General features: G+C 58.2%; 18 protein-coding genes and 1 tRNA gene. 1 reads left to right on the forward strand and 18 read right to left on the reverse strand.

Going from position 1 to position 23,591, the window contains the following annotated elements; translation table 11 throughout:
- Positions 1-4: 4 nt before the first annotated feature.
- The 18 genes from hypE to G5171_RS01505 all read right to left on the reverse strand — a co-directional run bounded on the left by hypE (position 5) and on the right by G5171_RS01505 (position 22,430).
- Positions 5-1,009 carry a hydrogenase expression/formation protein HypE gene (gene hypE, locus G5171_RS01420; protein WP_279989571.1) on the reverse strand — a complete coding sequence of 335 codons (1,005 nt, stop codon included), beginning with the start codon at positions 1,007-1,009 and terminating at the stop codon, positions 5-7.
- Positions 1,006-2,118, reverse strand: coding sequence for a hydrogenase formation protein HypD (gene hypD, locus G5171_RS01425; RefSeq protein WP_421259716.1), 1,113 nt, complete (start codon positions 2,116-2,118; stop codon positions 1,006-1,008). The genes hypE and hypD overlap by 4 nt, the downstream gene beginning before the upstream one ends.
- On the reverse strand, positions 2,112-2,363 hold the full coding sequence (locus G5171_RS01430) for a HypC/HybG/HupF family hydrogenase formation chaperone (protein WP_257697510.1): 252 nt from the start codon (positions 2,361-2,363) through the stop codon (positions 2,112-2,114). Before G5171_RS01430 ends, hypD begins: the two co-directional genes overlap by 7 nt.
- A gap of 5 nt (positions 2,364-2,368) precedes the next feature.
- Positions 2,369-4,807 carry a carbamoyltransferase HypF gene (gene hypF, locus G5171_RS01435; RefSeq protein ID WP_421259717.1) on the reverse strand — a complete coding sequence of 813 codons (2,439 nt, stop codon included), beginning with the start codon at positions 4,805-4,807 and terminating at the stop codon, positions 2,369-2,371.
- A complete protein-coding gene (gene selB / locus G5171_RS01440) occupies positions 4,804-6,687 on the reverse strand; it encodes a selenocysteine-specific translation elongation factor (RefSeq protein WP_421259718.1) in 1,884 nt (627 codons plus the stop codon). Before selB ends, hypF begins: the two co-directional genes overlap by 4 nt.
- 4 nt (positions 6,688-6,691) lie before the next feature.
- The gene (gene selA / locus G5171_RS01445) at positions 6,692-8,170 is read right to left on the reverse strand and encodes an L-seryl-tRNA(Sec) selenium transferase (RefSeq protein ID WP_421259719.1); all 1,479 of its coding nucleotides are present in this window, start codon (positions 8,168-8,170) and stop codon (positions 6,692-6,694) included.
- 314 nt (positions 8,171-8,484) lie between these two features.
- Positions 8,485-8,576 (reverse strand) — tRNA-Sec (locus G5171_RS01450).
- 213 nt (positions 8,577-8,789) lie between these two features.
- Complete coding sequence (hycI, locus tag G5171_RS01455; RefSeq protein ID WP_124929561.1) at positions 8,790-9,281, reverse strand: hydrogenase maturation peptidase HycI; 492 nt, start codon at positions 9,279-9,281, stop codon at positions 8,790-8,792.
- Positions 9,281-9,694: a formate hydrogenlyase maturation HycH family protein gene (locus tag G5171_RS01460; protein ID WP_421259720.1), complete on the reverse strand. Its 414-nt coding sequence runs from the start codon at positions 9,692-9,694 to the stop codon at positions 9,281-9,283. The genes hycI and G5171_RS01460 overlap by 1 nt, the downstream gene beginning before the upstream one ends.
- Complete coding sequence (locus G5171_RS01465) at positions 9,687-10,502, reverse strand: NADH-quinone oxidoreductase subunit B family protein (RefSeq protein ID WP_005301886.1); 816 nt, start codon at positions 10,500-10,502, stop codon at positions 9,687-9,689. Before G5171_RS01465 ends, G5171_RS01460 begins: the two co-directional genes overlap by 8 nt.
- Positions 10,502-11,059 carry a formate hydrogenlyase complex iron-sulfur subunit gene (locus G5171_RS01470; protein ID WP_043850919.1) on the reverse strand — a complete coding sequence of 186 codons (558 nt, stop codon included), beginning with the start codon at positions 11,057-11,059 and terminating at the stop codon, positions 10,502-10,504. The genes G5171_RS01465 and G5171_RS01470 overlap by 1 nt, the downstream gene beginning before the upstream one ends.
- A gap of 9 nt (positions 11,060-11,068) precedes the next feature.
- Positions 11,069-12,787, reverse strand: a complete 1,719-nt coding sequence (locus G5171_RS01475) for an NADH-quinone oxidoreductase subunit C (protein WP_421259721.1) — start codon at positions 12,785-12,787, stop codon at positions 11,069-11,071.
- Positions 12,788-12,867: 80 nt separating this feature from the next.
- Positions 12,868-13,821, reverse strand: coding sequence for a respiratory chain complex I subunit 1 family protein (locus G5171_RS01480; protein ID WP_040065713.1), 954 nt, complete (start codon positions 13,819-13,821; stop codon positions 12,868-12,870).
- 1 nt (position 13,822) lies between these two features.
- Positions 13,823-15,694 (reverse strand): hydrogenase 4 subunit B, encoded by a 1,872-nt coding sequence (hyfB, locus tag G5171_RS01485; protein WP_421259722.1) that lies wholly within the window; start codon positions 15,692-15,694, stop codon positions 13,823-13,825.
- Complete coding sequence (locus G5171_RS01490) at positions 15,694-16,359, reverse strand: 4Fe-4S dicluster domain-containing protein (protein ID WP_123172985.1); 666 nt, start codon at positions 16,357-16,359, stop codon at positions 15,694-15,696. Before G5171_RS01490 ends, hyfB begins: the two co-directional genes overlap by 1 nt.
- 742 nt (positions 16,360-17,101) lie before the next feature.
- Positions 17,102-18,970: a low affinity potassium transporter Kup gene (gene kup, locus G5171_RS01495; protein ID WP_024944982.1), complete on the reverse strand. Its 1,869-nt coding sequence runs from the start codon at positions 18,968-18,970 to the stop codon at positions 17,102-17,104.
- 576 nt (positions 18,971-19,546) lie between these two features.
- Complete coding sequence (locus G5171_RS01500) at positions 19,547-21,283, reverse strand: ATP-dependent nuclease (protein ID WP_421259723.1); 1,737 nt, start codon at positions 21,281-21,283, stop codon at positions 19,547-19,549.
- A 112-nt stretch (positions 21,284-21,395) separates the two neighbouring features.
- The gene (locus tag G5171_RS01505; RefSeq protein ID WP_376901102.1) at positions 21,396-22,430 is read right to left on the reverse strand and encodes a restriction endonuclease; all 1,035 of its coding nucleotides are present in this window, start codon (positions 22,428-22,430) and stop codon (positions 21,396-21,398) included.
- Between the two features lie 537 nt (positions 22,431-22,967).
- Here G5171_RS01505 and G5171_RS01510 point away from each other — a divergent pair.
- On the forward strand, positions 22,968-23,567 hold the full coding sequence (locus tag G5171_RS01510; protein ID WP_033112617.1) for a 4Fe-4S dicluster domain-containing protein: 600 nt from the start codon (positions 22,968-22,970) through the stop codon (positions 23,565-23,567).
- The last annotated feature ends 24 nt before the right edge of the window (positions 23,568-23,591 follow it).

The following is a 23,591-nucleotide window of genomic DNA, read 5'->3' on the forward strand; positions in this document are numbered from 1 at the left end:
TTGCTCAACAGATCCGCGGCAGCAGCTCCCCCTGCGGCAGCTCCAGATAGCGGCGGCTGCCCCAGGGGTTGTTGAGGATCACCTTGTGGCGCTCGCTCGCCTGCACAACGCCGATCTGGCTTGCAGCGGGGTTGAATTGTCGCAAGATGCCCAGTGCGTCCTGCGCCTGTTCGGCAGGCAGGGCCAGCACCATGGTCCCCTCGTTGGCGAGATCATGGGGCTCGAAACCGTAGAGCTCACACAGTCCGCGCACCGGATCGCACACCGGAATGGCGGACTCCTCCAGCTCGATGGCAACACCGGAGGCGCTGCTCCACTCGTTGAGCACGGCGGCAAGGCCACCGCGGGTGGCGTCGCGCAGGGCGTGCGGGGTAATCCCCGCTTTTAGCAGCGCTTCTACCTGTGGCCAGAGGGTGGTGCAGTCGCTCTTGAGATCAGAGCCCAGTTGCAGGGCGTCGCGGGCCATCAGGATGCAGGCGCCGTGGCTGCCGATATCCCGCGACACCAGAATGGCGTCACCGGCCTTGAGGTTGCGTACCGAGATGCCCCGGCTCTGCTCAGGCAGCGGGAAGGTGCCGACCCCGCTGGTGTTGATAAAGATCTTGTCGGCTGCCCCCTTGGGCACCACCTTGGTGTCGCCGCAGACGATGCGGGCGCCGCTTTTGGCAAGCTCTGCTGCCATCGACTCGACGATGCGGGCGAGATCGGCGTAGGGAAAGCCCTCCTCGATGATAAAGCTGCAGCTCAGATACTCTGGCTTGGCCCCCATCATGGCGAGATCATTGACCGTGCCGGCGATGGCCAGCTTGCCGATATCCCCCCCCTCGAAGAAGAGCGGCGAGACGGTAAAGCTGTCGGTGGTGAAGGCAACGGGGCCGCTCACCGGCAGCAGGGCGGCATCTTCACCGCGCAGCAGGATCTCGTTGCCAAAGTGGCGAAAGAATAGCTGGTTGATCAGCTGGTTCATTTCTACACCGCCGCCGCCGTGGCTTAACTGAATTTCTCTCATTGGATCCCCATATATCGGTAGTAGGCATTGCAGGCCCCTTCGGAGCTGACCATGCAGCTGCCCATAGGCTGGGTCGGGGTGCAGCCCCGGCCAAAGACTTTGCACTGGTTCGGTTTGGCCAGGCCGCGCAGGATATCGGCGCACTGACACGCCTTGTGGTCATCGATGGGAGTCTGATCAAGCTGGAAGTAGCCCTCCGCATCGCGCTTGGCAAAGGCATCGCGCAGGCGCAGGGCGGAGGCGTTGATATCCCCCAGACCTCGCCAGCGAAAGTGCTCGCGGGTCTCGAAAAAGCGCTCGACCAGCCGCTGGGCGGCTTTATTGCCGCTGGCAGTGACGGCGCGGCTGTATTGCACCTCCAGCGCGTAGCGACCCTCCACCTTCTGGCGCACCATCATCAAGAGCGCCTCCATCACGTCCACCGGCTCGAAACCGCTCACCACCACAGGCACCTGATAGCGATCGACGATGGGCAGGTAGATATCGGCGCCGGTGATGACGCTGACGTGGGAGGGGCCGATAAAGGCGTTCACCTTGGCCACCCCGTCGGCCATCACCGCATGAATGGCGGGGGGCACCAGCACATGGTTGATATGAAACAGCAGGTTATCGATCCCTTGATCTTCCGCGGCAGCCAAGAGCGCCGCAGTCATCGGGGTGGATGTCTCGAAACCGATGGCGAAGAAGACCACGGTTTTCTCCGGATTCTCTTTGGCGATACGCAGGGCGTCGAGGGGGTCGTAGACCGGGCGGATATCGCTCCCCTTGGCCCGCTGCTGGGCCAATGTGCCTTTGGAGCCTGGCACCCGGATCATGTCCCCCAGGGTGACCAGAATGACGTTGGGCTGGCGGGCCAGCTCGATGGCCTGATCGATGCGCTCTTTGGGCATGATGCAGACCGGGCAGCCGGGACCGTGGACAAACTCGATGCTGGCCGGCAGCAGCTGGTGCAGGCCGTACTTCATGATGGTGTGGGTATGGCCGCCGCATACCTCCATTACCCGCAGCGGTTCGGGGAGTAATTTGGCCAGTTCGGTGATCTGGGCGGCGAGGGCGCGGATCACCTCGGGCTGGCGAAAGCCCTGAAAGAGATCATTGAGGGTCAGCATGGCAAGATATCCTGTTTGGGCATCAGGGCCACCATCTGGCGGAAGCTCTCGAGGCTGGCCTGCGCCTCCTCGTCGTCAATCTTGCTCATCACAAAGCCGATATGGAGCAGCACATAGTCGCCCACCTGGAGGGGCTCTTCGAGCAGCATGCAGCTGACGCGCCGCTGCACCCCCAGGGTGTCGACGGTGACGCAGTTATCTTCGGGGTGCAGTTGCACCACCTGAGAGGGGATGGATAGACACATGGATTTCAGGACTCCGACAAGGTGGCACAACCGGCTGTGGCAGGCTGGTGCGTGGCAAGATGGTGGATGGCAAACCAGAGCTGACCGGCGGCGATGCCACCGTCATTGAGCGGCTGGGTTTCGCTGGTCAATACCTGCCTGCCAGCGGCTTCGAGAGTGGGAACAAGCTGATCCATCAGCACTCGGTTTTGAAAGACGCCCCCCCCTAGCGCCACCGGATAACCGGGGAAGCGCTCGGCCAGGGCAACCACCAGATTGCTGATGGCGCGGATAAAACCGGCGGCCAGGCTGGCGGTTGAGGTGCCTTGGCGCCGCTCGCTGACAAGGGTATTGATGAGCTCGGCCCACTGGATCTGCAGTGGCCCTTCCGCTGATTGGCTGAGATCAAAGGCGAGGGGAAAGGGCTGTTCATCGGGTGCCAGCTGCAAGGCAGCCGCCTCCAGCAAGAGTCCCGCCTCGCCCTCGTAATCCGGGGTGTTGATCACCCCCAAGAGTGCCGCCACCGCATCGAATAGCCGACCGATGGAGCTGGTATGGGGGGCGTTGCGACCCAGCTGCCAGAGCTGGTGCAGGTTGTTGATCCGCTTAAGGGGCAGTTGCTTGATCAACGGAATATCGAGGGCACTGATCTGCTCAGGAGTGTGCGATTCAAACAGCAGCCCCAGCAGCTGGCGCGCCGGCTCGCGAATGGCCGCTTCGCCGCCGATCAGCTTGAAGGGGGCAAGGTGGGCAACCCGCTCAAATCCCTGAACGTCTGCGATCAGCAGCTCGCCGCCCCAGAGGGTACCGTCATCACCAAGGCCGGTGCCATCGAAGGCAACACCCAGCACCGGGCCCGTGATGTTGTGCTCGGCCATCACCCCCAGCAGGTGGGCGTGATGGTGCTGCACCTCGAGGTGAGTTGCACCCTGATCCTGGCAATAGCTTTTGGCCCACTGGTGGCTGAGGTAGCCGGGGTGGCGATCCGAGACCAGCAGTTCTGGCTTGAGATCGTAGAGATCGCGAAAGGTCGCCAGGGTCTGCTCGAAGTGCTCCTGCATCGGCAGGCTGTGCAGATCGCCGATATAGGGGCTGTAGATGCGCTGGCGGCCGAAGGCGAGCGCCAGCTGGTTCTTCTGCTGCGCTCCGACTGCCAGCAGTGGCGCCTTGACCGCCTCTTGCAGGCTGGGAGTGCAGGGGGCATAGCCCCGGGCGAGGCGCAACGTCTGGCGCCGCCCGCCTGCCCACTGCACCAGACTGTCGTCGCACGGGTGCAGGATGGGGCGGTTGTGATCCAGGATGCCGTCAATCTCGCGGCCGAGTTCCCTGACCACCGCCTCGCACTCGATAAGGATTGGGCTGCCGCGACCATTGGCGCTGGTGGCCACCAGCGGCATGGCGCAGGCGTCCAGCAGCAGCTGATGGAGCGGGGTATAGGGGAGCATGATGCCAAGGTAGGGGATGCCGGGGGCGATCCCCTCGGCCAGCGGCGCAGTTGTCAGTCGGGATTCTGACGGCCGATCATCGTTTTCGCGCTTGCGCAGCAAGGTGATGGGTCTGGCCTGAGAGGCGAGCAGTTGCCACTCGTCTTCGCTGCCGGTGACATGCAGTTTGGCCTCGGCAAGGGAGCCCATCATCACCGCCAGCGGTTTGCGCGCGCGCCGCTTGAGCGTTCGCAATCTGGCCACACTCTGTTCATTGCGGGCATCACACATCAGGTGATAACCCCCCATCCCCTTGACCGCAATCAGCGCCCCCGCTTGCAGGGCACGTGTAGCTTCGTGCAGGGCATCCACGCGCTCGGCCAAGGCATCGCCGTGGCCGGAGCGCCAGCTGAGGTGAGGACCACACTCGGGGCAGCTCACCGGCTGGGCGTGGTAGCGTCGATCCAGCGGGTTTTCATAGGCCGCCGCACAGCGCGGGCACATGGCAAAGCCCGCCATGGCGGTATGGGGGCGGTCGTAGGGGAGGCGGCGGATAATGGTGTAGCGCGGGCCGCAGTGGGTGCAGTTGGTAAAGGGGTAGTGGTGGTGGCGATCGTTGGGGTTGGCCACGTCCCGGGCGCACGCCTCGCACATTCCCTGATCCGGCGAGATGGCGACCGTGGCCGCGCTCTGCTGCTGGCTCGCTTTAATTCGAAACTGGCCATGAAATTGGCCATCGAAGTCGGGATCATGAGCAAGGGGCAGTTCCCGCTCGCTGAAATGATCGATGCGGCTAAGTGGCGGCGCCAGTTCCCGCAGTTCGCGGGCAAAGCTGGCCAGCTGCTCAGGGGATCCTTCGGCGCCGATGGTGACGCCGTTGGCATCGTTCAGCACATAACCGGCAAGGCCGTGGCGCAGCGCCAGCCCATAGACGAAGGGGCGAAAGCCGACCCCCTGTACGATGCCGTCGATATGAAATTCGCGGCGCAGCCGGTTGGCCACAAGATTGGCAGACACAGAGGGGGCGATGGTGGCGCTCATGCCAGCTCCATCTCATCTTGAGTGGCTGGCAAACGCAGCACCCGGCGCTCGTTCTCCTCGCGCCGCACCCAGCCATCCATCTCCATGCGCAGGCAGAACGGAATGGCGTATTTACGCGACAAGCCGGTGATCTCCTTGAGGGATGCCATGTCGATCAGATCTCCCACCTTCTGGCCCGCCAGCACGGCGGCGACCATCTGGTTGTAAAGCTCGGCGTCGTAGTAGATGGGGCCATCGAGCTGCACCAGATACTTGAGTCTCGCCAGATTGCGCAGCTGCTTTTGCAACGCGCCTTTTTGTAGCAGGCCCTGCTGCAGGGCCGCGGGCAGCTGGCGGGTGATAAAGGGATCAAGCTCCACGCCGCCGGGGCCCAGTTTACCGGGCTCGTACCCCTCCTTGCCTTGATCTCGCACCACCTTGAGCACCAGCTGCGCCTCTTCCCCCAAATCATCTTCCGACTCGCCGCTGCCCTGCTGCCACTTCTCATGGTGCAGGCGAACAAGCTGCTCGCTCTTGAGCTGCTGGAGCAGGGCCTGAATGACCGGCAGTGCGATGCCAAAGCGGGTTGCCAGCTCGGCGGCACTAAGCGGTTCGCTGGCCAGCGTAGCGAGCAGCTGGTCGCGGCTTTGGGCCAGCCAGCAGTTATCCAGTAGCCACTCACCGAGAGGGGTGACCTGCTCTGGCCGCTGGTCAAAGCGGCTAGCAAGCACATAGCCATTGAGCCCCAGTTGCAGGGTGGCCGGGTTGTAGTGCTCCAAGTCATCAGGCAGCTCGCCCAGCAGAGTGTGCAGTGCCTTGCGTCTGGCGGGATGGATATCGCCGCACCAGACGATGCGGGCGCCGTGCAGCAGTTCGCTGCTGCCGTGGCGAATGATGGCAAGCGGCTGGCCGAAGAAGCAGGGGATGGGGTTGGTAAAGATCAGCCGCGCCAGCTGGGTGTCCTTGATGGGTACAACGCGCGCCCGACCGTGCCAGCTGCCGAGGGCCACTTCCACCTCCTGCGTGCGTAGTGCCTTGCTGCTCAGGCTCTCGGCGTTGAGCCGCACGATAAGGTGGGTTGCCGCCTCGCACTGGCCGGCAGCGCTGGTAAGGCAGTGACCGCGGGCCACCTCCTTGTGGGGCACCTTTTTAAGGCCCACAGCTACCCGGCAGACGGCGCCAATTTCATCAAGGCTCTGGTGATAGGCCTGCAGGGAGCGCACCTGCACCTCCCGATCGGCGGGGTAGAGGCGCAACTTGTCCCCCACCTTGAGGCGGCCCTGTTGCAAGGTGCCGGTAAGCACTGTGCCGGTGCCATTGGCGGTAAAGACCCTGTCTACATACAGTCGCGGGGCGCTCTGCTCGTGGGCAGCGTGTGAGGCAGGTAGCTCGGCAAGCTGGCGCACGATGGCGGTGTGCAGGGCAGCCATATTCTCGCCGGTTTTGGCGCTGACGCTGACGATATCGGGCACCATGCCGCTCTCGTCCATCACCCGCTCCAGCAGGCTCTCCTCCAACAGCAAAAGCTCGTCAGGGGAGACCAGATCGCACTTGTTGATGCAGACCAAGAGGCGCGGCACCCCCATCGCCTTGAGCAGGCGCAGGTGATCGCCGGTCATTGGCATCCACCCCTCGTCGGCGGCAATCACCAGCAGCACCAGATCCAGACTCCAGAGCCCCGCCACCATATTGCGGATATAGCGCTCGTGGCCGGGCACGTCGATGACGCCTATGGTGTTGCCCTGACCGTCGTCGAAGTGGGCAAAGCCGAGATCCTGGGTCATGCCGATGGCCTGCTCGTGGGCGCGGGCGGTGGTGATGCCGGTGAGGGCCTTGATCAGCAGGGTCTTGCCGTGATCCACGTGGCCGGCAAGACCGATAACGGCGCGATAGGGGGTCATGGGATCAAGGCTCCTCGGTCGCATTTGTTGCATTGAACGGGGCGGGCAGTAGCAACTCCCTGAGTTGGGCGATCAGCAGTTCCATCTCGGTCGGCAGCAGGGTGGCCATATTGAGCAGCACCTTCTGCTGGCGCACGGTGGCGATGACCGGCACCGGCAGTTCGCGCAGCGCATCGAGCAGCTGCTGGGCCGGGCGCGGGTCGGTGCACTCCAGCGCAGGGGCCGGGTAGAACTCGTCCGGCAAGGTGCCGCCGCCCACCACCAGCTGGGCGGGGACCGGCACAAAACAGCCGGGCAGGGCTTCCATCAGCTGGGAGGCTCTCGCCTGCATGGCGGCGGGGTTGCTCAAGGTGCGTTGGGCAATGCCCTCACCGATGGGAGATTTGTTGAGCTTGTGGATGAGCAGACGTTCGAGCAGGGAGTAGACGATGCGGCTCGGGCGGAAGGTGCGCATCATGGGGTGTTTTTCCAGCCGCTTGATAAGGTCGCTGCGGCCGCTGATGATGCCCGATTGCGGGCCCCCCAAGAGCTTGTCACCGGAGTAGCAGACCAGATCTGCCCCCGCCTTGATGTACTGCCGTACCGAGGTTTCATCCGGCGCAAACTCTTCGGTGGTCAAGCCGGAGCCCTGATCCACCGCCAGCACTACATGTTCGGGCAGGGCGCGGGCCACCTCGCCGATGTCGGGGGATTCGGTAAAGCCGCGAATGGCGAAATTGGATCTGTGCACCATCAGTACCAGCGAGGTCTGATCGGTGATGGCATCGAGGTAATCGTTGGCGGTAGTGATATTGGTAGTGCCCACCTCCACCAGTTTGGCACCGGAGAGCGCCAGAATATCGGGAATGCGAAAGCCGCCGCCAATCTGGATCTGCTCGCCGCGCGAGACGATCACCTCGCGCCCCTTGGCCACCTCCTGCAGCAGCAAAAAGAGCGAAGCGGCGTTGTTGTTGACCACCAGCGAATCCTCGGCCTGGGTGAGGCAACGGAGCAGGGGGGCGATCAGCCCCTTGCGCCCGCCGCGCTTGCCGGTGGCGAGATCCAGCTCCAGATTGTTGTACCCGGTGTTGAGGTCACGCACCTCATCCCACAGCTCGTGACTTAATGGCGAGCGCCCCAGATTGGTATGCACCAGGGTGCCGGTGGCGTTGATCACCCGGGTTTGACGCTGGCGCAACTGCTGTCGGCAGCGCTTGGCAATCAGCGCCGCGATCTGCTCGGGGGCAACGCCATGCTGGCGAAAATCTTCGCTCTGGCGCAGCTCGCTCAGGGTGTCGCGCACCGCCTGAGTCACCAGCGGGCGGCTCAGCGCTTCGATAAAACCGGCGAGAAAGGGTTGCTGCAGCAGCTGTTCCACTTGCGGCAGACGGCGCGTTTGTTGCTGGCCGGGCTGTTGCTGAGAATCTGGCTGTGAATCGTCGGCAGCCGTACCTGATGCGGGCTGGCGATGGGGGATGGCTGGCGCGTGAGACGAGTTCGGCATGGGATTACCAGTGCAGTGCGTGGGTTCGGGATGCGCACCGGTTTGCCGATAGAGAGGCCGAGCTGACGGGTTATGGCACTACTGGCGATTTGCGGATGAGTGCAAACTGGATGCATCAATGAGCGGGTATAAATTAATGCTGCATCGATGCTGATAAATTAATTTTTGGCCAGCGAGATAACCTGAGTTCGGATTATATTGGCAAGCGGCAAGCACCTTTTTTAAGGTATTACTTCAAACATATTGAACAAACAATGGAAATAACATCCAAGCCGAAGAATTCAGCGAGAGAGTATTTGTTCAATAGATGAATTTGGCGGAAGAGGCAGGAATCGAACCTGCCAAAGCCTTCTCGGCTCACATCGGTTTTGAAGACCGAGGAGGCCACCAGACCCCATCAACTTCCGTAACGGTCGCCATTTTGTGGCAAATTTCTGTGACTGGCAACGCTTTTTTTGTCATAAAAAATCGAGAGTTAGCGATTTTTTGAAAAAATCAAAGAACCTTGTTTTATATCAAGTTCAGCACAATTAGCCCGATGTTTTTAATTTAACATCGGGCCTCGATCACATTGCCTGAACCGTCGGTCAATAACGGTCGTTAACAACTCGATAAATAATCACCGGTTGGCGTTGGCAATATTCCACTGATCCAGTTTATCTATTAACAGACCAGTATCACTGGCGGCATCAAGATGCTGATAAAGATAATCCATCGCCTCGCTCACCATCTCGGTCATCGGGAAGGAGAACGCCACGATGGCCGGTTGTACTCCGACAAAGATCACCTCTGGGACAAAGGTCTTGAGCTCGTCGATCAGGAAATTGAGCGGCATATTGTGGGTCGAGAAGATAAACATCTCGGCGATGGTCTCGGGGGGGATCACCTGCAGGGTTCCCGCCTTCTCGCCGATCTCGGCGGCATCCACCAGCACCACCCGCTCCGGTTGCAGCTCCCGCACCTTGTAGACCACATTTTCCGGCGCGATGCCGCCGTCGATATGGATCCAGCCGGACAGGGGGGCGGCTTGCAGTTTGTCGGCAAGATAGGGGCCGGCACCGTCGTCCCCCATCATGGCATTGCCCACGGTCAACACGAGATTGCAGCCCATCAGCGGCTCCTTACCATCAGGTACATATGGGGGTCGTTAAAGAGGGCAGTGAGCTGATCCATAAAGGTGTGGGTCCAGCCCAGCTCCTGCTCATCCAGCACATTGTCGGCTTTGCGCAGTCGGTCGAAGGCACAGGCCAGCATATGGCAGTGCTCGCGATAGATGGTGATCTCGCCAAAGGTGAGAAATCCCTCCATCTTGCGGCGCGCCTCGCTCCCCTCTGGCAGCTTGGCTACCCAGTCGCGATAACCGGTCAGCGAGCAGACCAGGTCTGCTCGCAGGCAATCGACGATGCCGAGGTGATGGCCGATGGCGAGGCTGTAGTACATCACCTCTTTGGCTTCCTCGGGGACGTCGAACTGCTCGTCGACGAACTTGCGCGAGAGGCGGTAGAAGAAAACCTCGTCAGCCATGCACCGCCTCTCCCTTGCCGGCCGCCCGGTTGAGGCAGGCGTTTGCGAGGTTGTTGACGATCTCCGCCAGGCGCGGATCGTCGTGCTGATCGAGGTAGCTCTGGATGCGCAGATCCACATCCTGCTGGGTCGCCCCTTCAAGCAGGGCCATAAACTCGTCGGCGATGATCCGCCCCTGCCGGTAACCTGCCATGCGGCGCGCTTCGCGCTCGATCATCACCCGGATTTCATTGGGGATGCCGGTGTGGCGCAGCTCGACCCGCTCACCCGGTTGCACCTCGTGGCTGGTGGCTTTGAGTTTCTGTTCCAGCAGGCCGAGCGCCACGGCAAAGCCGTAGATGGTAGCCGCCGGTGTCGGAGGGCAGCCGGGGATATAGACATCCACCGGCACGATCTTGTCGGTGCCGCCCCAGACGCAGTAGAGGTCGTGGAAGATGCCGCCGTCACAGCCGCAGGCGCCATAGGCGATGCAGATCTTGGGATCGGGCGCCGCCTCGTAGGCGCGCAGGGCCGGTACCCGCATCGCCCGCGTCACCGCGCCGGTAAAGAGCAGGATGTCGGCGTGGCGGGGGGAGGCGACCACCTTGATGCCGAAACGCTCGGCATCGAACAGCGGGGTGATGGTGGCGAAGATCTCGATCTCGCAGGCGTTGCAGCCGCCGCAATCGACCCGGTAGACATAGGCCGAGCGGCGAATGTCCTTGAGCAGGGTCTTCTTGAGTTTGGTGATCTCGGGATCCTGTGCCAGCGGCACGGCGCGGGTATGGGCATGGCCGACAACCGGTTCTATGCCTTTTATCTTGCTCATCACATCCACTCCTGTTGTGTGGCCATCGGTGTGGCTATCGGTGTGATCAGGGCCGAGTCAGGCTGGCTCAGCATGCTCTGTTTTCGTTTGCAGTCGGGGCAGTGATGCAGCCGCTCCGGGGTCGCGAGCGGTGTGCCCGCCTGCTTGAGGGTGTCCTCCACCAGCGCCACCAGTTTGCTCGGGGCAAAGTAGGTGCCGCACAGGGTGCAGGGGGCCAGCGCAAAGCGGGCCTCCTCATAGAGATCCGCCTTGTTGGTCACCGCCAGCTCGAACTCGGGGGAGAGGGCGATGGCGCGGGTCGGGCAGACCTCCTCGCAGCGGCCGCAGAAGATGCAGCGCGCCATGGAGATCTCCCAGCGCCGTTCGCCGGTCTCCATGTCCACTTCCATCACCAGCGCATTGGCCGGGCAGGCCTTGGTGCAGGCGGCGCAGGCGATGCACTGATCCGCCTGATATTTGGGTTTGCCGCGAAAATCCCGGTTCACCTCGTAAGGGGCGAAGGGGTACTTGGCGGTCGGGGTGCCAGCCTTGAGGATGGTCTTGAACAGCTTGATCATGATGACCCCTTATTTCAGCGGAGAGTTTTTGCGATCGATGCCGTAGCGCTCGATCTCCTTGTAGGAGACCACGGTGGATTTGCCCTTCTTGGGGTCGACCAGAGTGACCCGGTCGGTACAGGAGTAGCAGGGATCCAGACTGCCGATGATGAGCGGCGCATCCGCCACGGTATTGCCGCGCAGCATGTAGCGCAGGGCGGGCCAGTTGGCGTAGGTGGCGGCGCGGCAGCGCCAGCGGAACAGCTTCTGGTTGTCTCCGGTCATGCTCCAGTGGACGTTCTCGCCGCGGGGCGCCTCGGTAAAGCCCAGCGCAAACTTGCCCGGCTGGTAGGTGAACCCTTCGGTCAAAAGCGGCCCTTCCGGCAGGTGCTCAAGACCAAACTCAATCATGTCGAGGGAGTCGTAGAGCTCGTGGATGCGCACCAGCACCCGGGACTGCACATCGCAACCCGCCTTGGTCTGGATCTCCATCGGCAGCTCGCGGTAGCCGGCAAAGTCGTGGACCCGGCGCACGTCGCGCTTGAAGCCGCTCGCCCGCACCATGGGGCCGACGCAGCTGAAATCGCGGGCAATCTGTGGCTCGAGCTTGCCGATACCGATGAGGCGGGAGGAGATGTTGGCGGTATCCAGCAGCATGGCCACCAGGGGTTTGAGCTCATCACGGAGTTCCCGCACCAGCTGGGCACCCTTGATGCGATCTTCCTTGAAGATGTCACGGCGTACCCCGCCAATCAGGTTGAGGCCGTAGGTCTTGCGCGCACCGGTCAGCAGCTCGGCCAGGGTCATGGATTTTTCCCGTACCCGGAAGAACTGCATAAAGCCGGTGTCGAAACCGGTGAAGTGGCTCGACAGGCCGATGTTGAGGATATGGCTGTGCAGGCGCTCCACCTCCAGCAGCACGGCGCGGATCATCTTGGCCCGCTCCGGCACCGGAATACCCATGGCGTTCTCTACCGAGGTGGTGTAGGCGACGCTGTGGGTAAAACCGCAGATGCCGCAGACCCGGTCGGTCAGAAACGCCACTTCGTTGTAGCCCATCCGGGTTTCCGCCAGCTTCTCCATGCCGCGATGGACATAGAAGAGGCGGTAGTCGGCATCGATGATGTCTTCCCCATCGACGAACAGACGAAAGTGGCCCGGTTCGTCCGAGGTGATGTGCAGCGGGCCGACCGGCACGATGCGGTTGGCATCACTGCCGAGCTCGTTGACGAAGGGGTAGGTCTCGGTGTCGGTGGTGGGCATCGGGCGCTGGCGGTAATCCATGGCGTCCTTGCGCAGGGGATGGATATCCTCCGGCCAGTCGTCCGGCAGCACCAGACGGCGTTCATCCGGCAGACCGATGGCGCGTAGGCCGAACATGTCGCGGATCTCCCGCTCGCCCCACACCGCCGCCGGAATGGTCGGGGTGATGGAGGGGTACTCCTGGGTATCGGCATCCACCAGCACCTTGACGGTGATCCAGCACTTGGTGTCGCCCTCCATGGAGAAGACGTGGTAGACGGCGAAGTGGCCGTTGAGGCTGCGCTCGTCATTGGCAAAGGAGAGCGGAAGCCAGCCCCCCAGCTGATGGAAGATCAGGCTGGCGGTCTCGACCAGACTGGTGGGTTTGACGGTGATGGTGGCCTGATCGGCGGTTTGCCACTCCTCGTCGACGATGGCGTGGGGCAGTTGTGCTCGCACCTGCTGGATGTAGTCGCAGCCGATGCGATCCGAAATGGCGATGGTCATGCAGTTCTCACTTTAATGTTCGGGAATGAGCATTCACAAATGATGAAATTGGAAAAAATTGCTGTGCTGGCGGGCATGGCTCAGACCCCGACCAGATAGGCGAGCAGCGCCAGCAGGGCCAGCCCCAAGCCGTAGCGGGTGAGCTTGTGGGTGCGCACGAACTGGGTACGGGCCATGGCGTTTTCGATGATGCCGGCCAGCAAAAAGGCCACCAGCAGCTTGCAGGCGAGGATCAGCGCCGCGCCGATAAGTGCCGGCAGACTCCAGTTGGTCGCCTTGCCGAAGGGCAGGAAAATCACCAGAAAGAGCTGCACCACTACCAGCTGCTTGAGGCCGATGGAGAGCTTGAGCAGGGCCAGGCCCGCACCGGAGTACTCGGTAAGCGGCCCCTCCTGCAGCTCCTGCTCGGCTTCGGCGCAGTCAAAGGGCAGCTTGCCCATCTCGACAAACACCGCGAAGGCGCAGGCGGCACCGGCCAGCAGGGTGGCGATGGGAGCGGCCAGTGGCTGGGTCGCCACATAGCTGCTGATGTTGCCCAGATCCGAGCTGCCCACCATCATCGCCATGATGAAGCAGGCGAGCACCAGAATGGGCTCCACCAGAATGCCGAGGGTCAGTTCGCGGCGGGCACCAATACCTGCAAACATGCTGCCGCTGTCGAGCCCCGAGAGGGAGAAGAAGAAGCGGAAGATGGCGAACAGATAGATATCGGTGATGAGATCCCCGGCGATGGGGAAGGGGGACTCGTGAGTCAGGGTCGGCAGCGCCATCCCTACCAGCAAGAGGGCGGCGATGAGCAGCGCAGGCATCAGGTTGAAGATGATGCCGGCAGGCTCGGGGGTCACCTCCTGACGGCGCAGGAGCTTGGCGATATCCCGGTAATCCTGCAGCAGGCCCGGCCCCTGACGGGAGTGCATCTTGGCCCGCAGCACCCGGTTGAAACCGGTGGCGAGCGGTGCCAGCGCCAGCATGGCGATGGCCTGGGTCAGGGCGAGGGCAACCATGCCCCAGCTCGGCATTTCAAGAACAGGCATATCAGACTCCTACAGCCATCAGGATAAAGAGCGCCAGCACAACACCGTGCAACAGCCAGCCAGCGGCAGAGGGGGAGGCGCTCACCCCGTGCAGGGCGCTGGCCAGATCGAGCTGCGGCTGCTTGCGATAGAGCGGCGCGCAGAGTTGGCGCAAGGTGTGAGTGACACCGCCAGAGGTAAGGCTCATGCGCTCCTCATAGGCGTAACCACAGGCCCACGGGGTGCCAGCGTGACGACGACCGAGCTTGGGCCCCTTGAAGATGGCCAGTACCAGCAACGGGATGAGGAACAGACCCAGCAGGGTGATGGCGATAACGGGTGGTGAGAGGATCGCCTGTGAGCTGTCGAGTGGCAGCAGGGTGGCGCCAGTGGCCACGTTCATTTGGTCGCTTACCAAGGCTTGGCCATAGCTGGCGATATGGGGGGCAATCCAGGGGGCGCCCAGACCCAGCACCAGACAGACGGCGGCCAGCAGCAGGGTGCCTGCCACCATGGCGCCCGGCACTTCGCGGGCGTGGCTCGCGTGTTCGCTGCGCGGGGCGCCGCAGAAGCAGATGCCGTACACCTTGACGAAACACATCACCGCCATGGCTCCGGTTACCGCCAGCATCACTACCGCGAGCGGCGCAACGACAGAGGTGCCGAGTTTGGTCATGGAAAGGAGCGACTGATAGATAAACCACTCGCTGACAAAGCCGTTCAGCGGCGGCAGCGCCGAGATGGCCATGGCACCGATGAGGAACGCCAGCGCAGTCCAGGGCATCAGCTTGGCCAGCCCCCCCATCTTGTCCATATCGCGGGTGTGCAGGCGGAACATCACCGAGCCGGTGCCCATAAAGAGCAGGCTCTTGAAGATGGCGTGGTTGAGCAGGTGATAGAGGGCGCCGAGCAGCCCCAGCACCACCAGTGCCGGTTGCTGGTTGGCGATGCCGATCATGCCGATGCCCATCCCCATCAGGATGATGCCGATGTTCTCCACCGTGTGGTAGGCGAGCAGCCGCTTGAGGTCATGCTCGGCCAGCGCAAACAGCACCCCGAGCACCGCCGAACAGGCACCGAAGATCAGCACCACATAGCCCCACCAGAGCTGGTTGGCGCCGAGAAAATCGATGCTGACTCGCAAGATGCCAAAGAGACCCAGCTTCACCATGACGCCGGACATCAGCGCCGAGATATGGGAGGGGGCAACGGGCTCGGCCACCGGCAGCCAGCCGTGCAGCGGCACGAAACCGGCGCGCAGGCCAAAGCCGCAGAAGCTGAGCAGGAACACCAGGGATGCCAATGTGCCCGCCAGATGGTGCTCGCGCAGCGCGGCGAACTCCAGCGAGCCGCTTTCGCGGCAGAGCAGCCAGAAGGCGACCAGCACCAGCGCCATGCCGATATGGTTCATCACCAAGTAGAGACGGCTCTGTTTGGCGGCCTCGGGGTTGGTCTTGACCAGCCAGTAGGTGGTGAGGGTCACCAGCTCGTAGCAGAGCAAGAAACCGAGCGCGTTGTCGGCCAGCACCATGCCCACCATGGCAAAGAGGAAGAGGTTCATCAGCGCGCCGATGGCCACATCCCCCTTGCCCTGATATTCGCGGATATAGGCAAAGGAGTAGAGGGCGACGGCGACGCCGACGGTGCTAATCACCAGCAGCATCAGCGCGGCCAGCATGTCGAGGTGAACCGAACCCAGCAGCCAGAGTTGGCCGTCGACGGGGGCGCCTTGGGCAAAGATCTGGATGGCGGCGACCAGACCCGCGAGCGAGCCCAGCAGGGCAAAACCGCTATTGAGACGGTTGGCCAGTGCGGGCAACTTTTGCAGGAGCAAACCGGCGGCAGCGCCCAGCAAAAAGAGCAGGAGCGTAGCCATTACAAGGGGGGACAACATCAGCGAACTCCCTCTGTGGTAGATAAATCGGATGCAGGGAGCGCCGTGGCAGGCGCCGAGAAGGCAGAGGCCCCTTGCGGGTTGGTGTCGGCCGCTTGCTGGCGACGGATACGGGCGGCGCGTTCGGTGTCGCCGTCATTGACCAGCTTCAGTGCCTGGGAGGGGCAGGCACTGACACAGGCCGGGCCTTCGGCGCGAAACTCGCACAGGTCACACTTGACCGCGATGCTGCGCACGCCCGGCTCCCAGCTCAGCAGATCCTCGCCAAAGCAGCGCAGACCGGCGGAGGTGGAGGGGTTGCTGGAGCGGATGGAGCAGGGGATATAGGTGTCGTAACTGGTGGCCACGGCCACCGGACGGCTGCCGCCGCTCTGGATAGCGCCAAAGGGGCAGGCCACAGCGCAGAGATTGCAGCCGATGCAGAGCGACTCGTTGAGTTGCACGCAATCGCCGGTTTGGCGAATTGCCTCGACCGGGCACACCTTGATGCAGGGGGCATCGTCACAGTGACGGCACTGAACCGGCATGGTCGCCTGCTCGTGTCGCATAACGGTTAAACGGGGGGCTTGCTGCAAACCTTGCGCCTTGTGTACCTCGCTGCAGGCCGCCATACAGGTGCCACAGCCGATACAAAGCTTGGGGTCAGCGATAACGAAGCGGTTCATAGCCTACCTTGTCGTGTCGCGAACGGAGAAAGTAGGGGCAGGTTGGCAAGATACGGGCCAGAATGGTTTTTGCAGGAAAATTGGTTTTAACTGGTTGTTTTTAAATGAATAAAAATATTGGTGTGGTTGGGTGAAAGGGCTGGCATGGCTGTCGAACTGTGACGTTCGTCACTTGTGACGAAGCCGCCAAGAGGGTTCGTCACCCCCCGACACGGCTGAATGCGGGGGTCGTGACAAGGGACGAAAGGGTGATTCGTCTGCGCTTAGGGCATCGGTGGGAAGGCGTAGGGTGCAATGAACGAAGTGAATTGCACCGTTGGCAACATATGGTCGCCGTGGTTTGCTCCCTTCTCCCCTCGCGGGAGAAGGGCTGGGGATGAGGGGGAAAGTCAGCCATATGGTCACGGTGCACGGCGCTGCGCTTGTTGCACCCTACGGCGGTCTGTCTGTTCGGATAGAGCCCGTCTGTGTTGAAACCGTAGGTTCGATTAGCGAAGCGTAATCGGACGCACGAGAACGCAAATATATCGGCAGCATACCGGGAACAGGGTGCAATGAACGCAGTGAATTGCACCGTTTACAGCATATGGTCGCCGTAGTTTGCCCCCTTCTCCCCTTGCGGGAGAAGGGCCGGGGATGAGGGGGCCGGTAATCGGGGTTAACGGAAAAGAAGAGGGAGGCCCATGCCTCCCTCTCTATTTGCTGAGGTTTTCTACGCCATCAAAAGGCCATCAACCCGCCATCAGATATCCACCTGCGAACCCAGCTCGATAACCCGGTTGGGCGGGATCTCGAACTGATCCGGGGCGCGCAGGGCGTTGCGCTGCAGCAGCATAAAGAGCTTGCCGCGCAGATAGAGATACCAGGGGCGGTCTTTCATGATGAGCGACTCGTGGGCCATAAAGAACGAGGTCTCCATCATCCGGCAGCTCAGCCCCTCGGCGTTGCAGCGGTGGAAGATCTCCTCCACGTTCGGGGTCTCGCGCCAGCCGTAGCTTGCTACCACCCGCCAGAAGGTGGGGGAGAGCTGCTCGATGCAGACCCGGCGCACATTGTGGACGTAGGGCACATCTTCCACCCGCAGGGTGAGCAGGATGATCCGCTCGTGCAGCACCTTGTTGTGCTTGAGGTTGTGCAGCAGCGCATGGGGGATCACGTTGACCACCCGCGACATATAGACGGCAGTGCCGGCCACCCGGGTCGGCGGGGATTTCTCCAGCGAGGCGATCATCGGCTCAAGGGAGTTGCCGTGCTCGTTCAGGCGACGAATAAGCTGAAAGCGCTCGCTCTTCCAGCTGGTCATCACGGTGAACATCACTGCGCCCAGAGTGAGCGGCAGCCAGCCGCCGGAGAAGATCTTGGCGAGGTTGGCGGCAAACAGCGGCACGTCGATACAGAGCAGCGCGGCAAACAGGATGGCCACCAGATACTTGTTCCAGTGCCAGCTGTTCTTGGCCACCGAGCAGGAGAGGATGGAGGTGAGCACCATGGTGCCGGTCACCGCGATGCCGTAGGCCGCCGCCAGATTGCTGGAGTGCTCGAAGCTCATGATGACGATCACCACCGAGATATAGAGCATCCAGTTGATGACCGGAATATAGATCTGGCCGGACTCCTGCTCTGAGGTATGAACGATGCGAATGGGGGAGAGATAACCGAGCCGCACCGCCTGCCGGGTCAGCGAAAAGACCCCGGAGATCACCGCCTGCGAGGCGATCACCGTCGCCATGGTTGCCAGCAGCAGCAGCGGCACCAGCGCCCATTTCGGCGCGAGCAGGAAGAAGGGGTTGGCAATGGCGGCGGGGTTACTCAGCAGTAGCGCACCCTGCCCGAAGTAGTTGAGCACCAGCGACGGCAACACCACGATAAACCAGGCGAGGCGAATTGGATTTTTGCCAAAGTGGCCCATATCCGCGTAGAGCGCCTCCACACCGGTGATGGCCAGCACCACGGCGCCGAGAGCAAAGAAGGAGGTGGTCTGGTACTGGATAAAGAAGCGCACCGCCCATATGGGGTTGAGCGCACCCAGCACCTCGGGGTTGTGGATGATGCCGCGCAGCCCCAGCACCGCCAGCGTCATAAACCAGATCAGCATGATGGGGGCAAACAGCTTGCCCACCATGGCGGTGCCATGTTTCTGGATGGCAAACAGCAGGGTCAGCACCAGCACCGAGAGGGTGACGATATAGGGGTCGAGGGCGGGGGTGAGAATGCTCAGACCCTCGATGGCCGACATCACCGACATCGCCGGGGTGATCACCACCTCGCCATAGAAGAAGCTGCCACCAATCAGGCCGAGGATGATCAGCAGCGGTGTCCAGCGGGTGGAGGCGTTGCGGGTCGCCAGCGACATCAGGGTGAGAATGCCACCCTCGCCAGCGTTGTCGGCCCGCATCACAAAGGAGAGGTACTTGACCGACACCACCAGGATCAGCAGCCAGAAGATCAGCGAGAGAAAGCCGAGAATGGAGGCCGGCTCGACGCCGAACCCGAATTGACCTGACAGGCACTCGCGCAAGGTATAGAGCGGGCTGGTGCCGATATCGCCATAGACTACGCCAATCGCCGCCAGCATGACGCCGGACATGGCTTGTTGTTTATCACAGTTCATGAGTTCATCTTGTCAGTTTGATGTTTACACGTTTGCCACAGCAGATCGCCCCGAACACATCAGGTATGTGTGGATACAACATCGGGGGGAAATCAAAGGATTGCGATGGGAAGGGAGCTAATCGGATATAAAGATGCGTTTCATGGGACACAGTCTGTTCATCTGTCGTTAAGCTTATAATGACACACACTCTGCGGGTTCATGCTCAGGTATAAATAATCAAAACGTCCTTTTGAGTAAGGTTATTAATTGGCCGTTGATTGAAATATTCACCCGCTCTGCGGGCAACCGTTTGTTTTATCTGGGGAAGCGCTTTGGCCACTATTTTTTACCGAGCTGAGTGAAAAACAGACGATAAAATAGTGACTAATTAATTGCTGGCAGGATGAGAAAGGGGAAGTTGTTGGGTAGCAATAGAGTCTTTATTTGGAAGGGAAAAATGTAGGGTGCAATGAACGAAGTGAATTGCACCGCTAATTAAAAATGCAAGAGGTGCAATGCGCTGCGCTTATTGCACCCTACCATGCTTGTGATTATTTTATGTTTAATATTGAAATGGCCGATGGCTTAAAGGTGTTATCGTAGCCATTTTATCAATGCATCAACGCTATTAAAATCAGCACAAGAATTTTTTATTCCAATATCTGTGTTGTCGATGCTGGATTTAAATCTAGCCCATTCATTTTCATTTTTAGAACGAAGGCCAAGGTGTGATTCTATAGCTCCACGCTTCCAGAGCCAAATGTTTTTCTCTAATAGCCTATCGTGTAATGAATTAATGGCGCCATGAGAGCTTGGATCTTCCGCCATAATGGCGCAATGCTTTGCATTAGGTATTTCACCTTTCATTTCAATTTTCTTTTCACTCTGAAGTTTTTTCAATATTTCATTTAAGATGATTAGAGCGTCGTCATCACGGCTGATATGTCCGTTGTGAATTGCACCTTTAAATACATAGTCTAAATCCACTATACCTTTAGAAGGTAAGTCCATTTCATGCAATATTCGCATTGTTTTACCAATATTATCGACCGATCCTGTTTCAATTAACGCAATATTATGTTGGCCAAGTGTTTTATTTGTGATTTTTTGATATATAGAAGGCAGCAATCTTAATTCTGTCTTACCTTCGGTTAGAATAACTGCGTTTGCAAATAAAATTTGGGTGGATTGACTTAGGGAAAATAGATGGCCGGCTTGAGCTGCTGCATCTGGAACTGCAATGCTAAGGGCTTCACGTAGTGGTGTTCGGATATGCGTGCCTAATTCACCTGATTTTCTAACAAATAATGTATGCTGTGCACGATCAGCTGTAATCATTTGAGCTGAATGAGTGGTATAAATTACTTGATATCCATGCAAAGATAATTGATAGAGAGCCTCTCTAACCTGTTCAATAGCAAATGGATGTAAATAAAGTTCTGGTTCATCAATCAATAATAGAGTTGTTGTTGGGGAGTCTGAGCTTTGCTTAATCTCGGCAAGGTGTTGTATTAACGCCATCTGAACTGATCTTTGAGCACCATGGCCATATGATGCAATATCTCGTCCGTCTAATTTATTCTCATAGACTTTTACTGTCCCTGCGTTAAATATATCTTCAAAATCAGGAACGTCAAAATGTAGTTTTAAACTGATTCCAGGAAATAGATTTTCAATTTTGTCATTTATGGATTTATCAATTTCTGCTAATTCATCTAACCGTCTTTCCCCATCCGCACTCATCCTTCTTCTTATTGCATTTAAATTTCGATTAACGACTTTCGAATGTTGTTCATTAAGTGCAGAGCAAAATTCTTTTAAAAGTTTACCTATAGTTGAAGTGCTTTTTGCTTTTCCTGCATCTTCAGAAGCATTTTCCATTGCGCCAACTTTAATTGGCTCCGGAAATAGACATTTGATTGCATTCCATATTCCACGAGGATTGTTTTTAAACTCGCCTGACTCGAAATTGAAAATCTCCAATAATAAATCAGCTTTTTTTGTTGCACCAGTAGGCTGGGTTCTTTTTATTATAGCAACGCCATCTTGAATGTATGGCTGTAAAGATGCTCGATGCTCCTCACTGAGTCGTAGAATTATCTCTTCGGAGATGCCACATATTTTACCTTCAACAATAATATCTGTATCAATATTATTGTAATCCTCACTAGATAGTACTCTTTCTTTTACTAGCCATTCTAATGCAGAGAGAATATTTGATTTGCCAGCGTTATTATAACCTACCAATGGTGTATAGGGGGTCAATGTTATACCAAGGCTTTTACAAGATTTGTAGTTTGTAATCGAAAGTTTTTCAATATAATGAGACATTTATTCTTATCCTGAAATGATTTATGTGATAATGATGTTTAATTGCACAATAACTGCACATATGAATTTTTATTATGGTACCGTTGCTCTGCACTGTATCTATAGCTCTTAACTATCGAGGTAGCCTTAGTAGAAAATCATCTGCAATTTCAAAGAGAAGATCAGAAGGATCTTCGCCTTGCTCTTTCATTTTGAGCATCTCGCTTACCTTTTCATCATTTAATACAAGCATTAATTTACCATGTTCTCTCATTGCGCCCTGCATCATGGTAATCGCATTCTGATCTGCTCCGACTCGAGTGATAATAAATGCCACGCGTCTAAGTCCTCGTTCTAATAAGTACTTCTCTGTTGTAAGCACTTGTCCTTGCTTTATTTTCCCAGAATAGTTTTTAAACTCAAAAAGAACATATCGACTATCAAGGTGATCAATGACAAATTTCCAAAATTCAGTCGTAGGCTTTACACGACATACATAGTCATATCGATGAAGCCCATCATCCGTTCTTTTTTGAGAATGCCACCCATGAAGATCATTTGAAAACAGGTATCTAAGTATTTTGTCACATATTTTTTCATATGCAGACCAACTGGTCTTTCCTTTTTTGATAAGACCTAGTTCTTGTATTAGGGTAGTCCCTCTAGTATCTAATGCCTGTGGCTTGGTGAGGCTAAGGGAGTTAAGAGTAAGAGGTGATTTCGAATTCTTATTTACAGGTTTTACATCTAAAGATTCGTAAGGTGTGGATTCTAATATAGTACCTAACTCTTCGGCCAGAGATGGATTGTTTTTGCACCATGATTTTAAATCTACTCGGTCGATTAGAGTAATATTAAACTTATCTTGGATAATAACTCTTAGTTCTGATGGTATAATACAAGAAACAACTAGCATGCCTTTCTGGACTTGCGCAGAAGCACCATTTATAGCTAGCCGACTAGCTGCTGCATCAATAAGCGAGTATTGAGCTCGAGCAGTACGATAAAATTTTACTTCAATAGCCCAGTCTTCATTTTTATAGCGAGCTAACAAGTCAAAACCATTATCTCCCCTAACATCATTTTTTATAGCTATAAAATCATTTTCTTCTAAAATCTTTACAACTAGCTGTTCAAATAATTGCCACGTTCTTGTTGGTCGAATCATATGCTAAATATAACCTGTTTTAATTTTACTCTGGCGTTAAAAAATTGTGTGTGACAGCCAGTAACCCTAATCACTCTGTAAGCTAGTCACAGTCTGCTGTTCTGAGTTGAGGAGTACTTTGTGCTTCTGTATGGAAAAAACTCAACGGAGCTGGTTGCCAACTGAAGCATGCTATCCAATCGGGTAGGGGGTAAAAAGGGCAATCGGCGCATAATCTGTCCGAGATCAATAAATTAGTCATTGATTGGTTGTTGTTTGTTCGCTTGAGCTGAAAGGGCAGGGTGATAGCCTTTGTCAGCCGGTGTCGAGCTCGTCACTTTTGTCGTGTCGATCACACTTCCCACCCCGTCGTCACCCTCGTCAGTGGTGGCAATTAGCACGTTATTCTTTCTAATTACTTCTTTATTTTCAGTTGCTTGTGAATTTTTATCGCACCCTTGGCCCGTTTTGGTCTGATAAATGCTTTGTGGGGGGCTGGCCGCCTCTTTGCCTGTCGGCGGGCGGCCCGGTGTAACGAACCATTTAGGATCCCTCTCTATGAACAGCTTCGTGATTGCAGATCCCAGTCTCTGTATTGGGTGTCGTACCTGTGAGGTGGCCTGCGCCGTTTCACACCAGTCAGGGTCTTGCAGCGGGACCCTTGAGCGGGAGGGCGGCCTGCATCTTGCCATCGAGGATGGACATCTGGTCTCCAAGGACAGCTACTTTCAGCCGCGCCTGAAGGTGATCGTGGGCAGCAAGGTGACCACGCCGGTGCTCTGCCGCCAGTGTGAAGACAAGCCGTGCGCCATGGCCTGCCCGAACAATGCCATCGTCAGTGAGGATGGTTGCGTCAAGGTGTTGCAGGAGCGCTGCATCGGCTGCAAGTCCTGCGTGGTGGCCTGTCCTTACGGCGCCATGGCGGTAGTGCTCAAAGAGGTGGCACCCGCTGCCGATTCGCTCTTCAAGCGTCCGCAGACCAAGGCGCAGGCGCTCAAGTGCGATCTCTGCCGTCACCGCGAGGCGGGCCCGGCCTGTGTCGAGGTGTGTCCGACCCAGGCGCTGCGGCTGGTCACGCCGGAGCATCTTGAAAACCTGAACCGGCAGAAGCAGCTGGCCAGTGCCGAGGCACTGCTGGCGATGCCGGCGCGGGTGTGAGCGGGCTTGCCGAGCCGTTTTTCG

The organism is Aeromonas sp. 600774 (genome assembly GCF_049175075.1).
Lineage (GTDB): Bacteria > Pseudomonadota > Gammaproteobacteria > Enterobacterales > Aeromonadaceae > Aeromonas > Aeromonas veronii_A.

Excerpts from the sequence above, each read along its gene's own strand:
- G5171_RS01475 (WP_421259721.1), bottom strand. The coding sequence starts at position 12,787 with ATGACCATCGCCATTTCGGATCGCATCGGCTGCGACTACATCCAGCAG.
- G5171_RS01510 (WP_033112617.1), top strand. The coding sequence starts at position 22,968 with ATGAACAGCTTCGTGATTGCAGATCCCAGTCTCTGTATTGGGTGTCGT.
- hypE (WP_279989571.1), bottom strand. The coding sequence starts at position 1,009 with ATGAGAGAAATTCAGTTAAGCCACGGCGGCGGCGGTGTAGAAATGAAC.
- kup (WP_024944982.1), bottom strand. The coding sequence starts at position 18,970 with ATGAACTGTGATAAACAACAAGCCATGTCCGGCGTCATGCTGGCGGCG.
- selA (WP_421259719.1), bottom strand. The coding sequence starts at position 8,170 with ATGCCGAACTCGTCTCACGCGCCAGCCATCCCCCATCGCCAGCCCGCA.
- hypF (WP_421259717.1), bottom strand. The coding sequence starts at position 4,807 with ATGAGCGCCACCATCGCCCCCTCTGTGTCTGCCAATCTTGTGGCCAAC.
- G5171_RS01490 (WP_123172985.1), bottom strand. The coding sequence starts at position 16,359 with ATGAACCGCTTCGTTATCGCTGACCCCAAGCTTTGTATCGGCTGTGGC.
- hyfB (WP_421259722.1), bottom strand. The coding sequence starts at position 15,694 with ATGTTGTCCCCCCTTGTAATGGCTACGCTCCTGCTCTTTTTGCTGGGC.
- selB (WP_421259718.1), bottom strand. The coding sequence starts at position 6,687 with ATGACCCCCTATCGCGCCGTTATCGGTCTTGCCGGCCACGTGGATCAC.
- G5171_RS01505 (WP_376901102.1), bottom strand. The coding sequence starts at position 22,430 with ATGATTCGACCAACAAGAACGTGGCAATTATTTGAACAGCTAGTTGTA.
- G5171_RS01470 (WP_043850919.1), bottom strand. The coding sequence starts at position 11,059 with ATGATCAAGCTGTTCAAGACCATCCTCAAGGCTGGCACCCCGACCGCC.
- G5171_RS01460 (WP_421259720.1), bottom strand. The coding sequence starts at position 9,694 with ATGGCTGACGAGGTTTTCTTCTACCGCCTCTCGCGCAAGTTCGTCGAC.
- G5171_RS01465 (WP_005301886.1), bottom strand. The coding sequence starts at position 10,502 with ATGAGCAAGATAAAAGGCATAGAACCGGTTGTCGGCCATGCCCATACC.
- hypD (WP_421259716.1), bottom strand. The coding sequence starts at position 2,118 with ATGCTGACCCTCAATGATCTCTTTCAGGGCTTTCGCCAGCCCGAGGTG.
- hycI (WP_124929561.1), bottom strand. The coding sequence starts at position 9,281 with ATGGGCTGCAATCTCGTGTTGACCGTGGGCAATGCCATGATGGGGGAC.
- G5171_RS01480 (WP_040065713.1), bottom strand. The coding sequence starts at position 13,821 with ATGCCTGTTCTTGAAATGCCGAGCTGGGGCATGGTTGCCCTCGCCCTG.
- G5171_RS01500 (WP_421259723.1), bottom strand. The coding sequence starts at position 21,283 with ATGTCTCATTATATTGAAAAACTTTCGATTACAAACTACAAATCTTGT.
- G5171_RS01430 (WP_257697510.1), bottom strand. The coding sequence starts at position 2,363 with ATGTGTCTATCCATCCCCTCTCAGGTGGTGCAACTGCACCCCGAAGAT.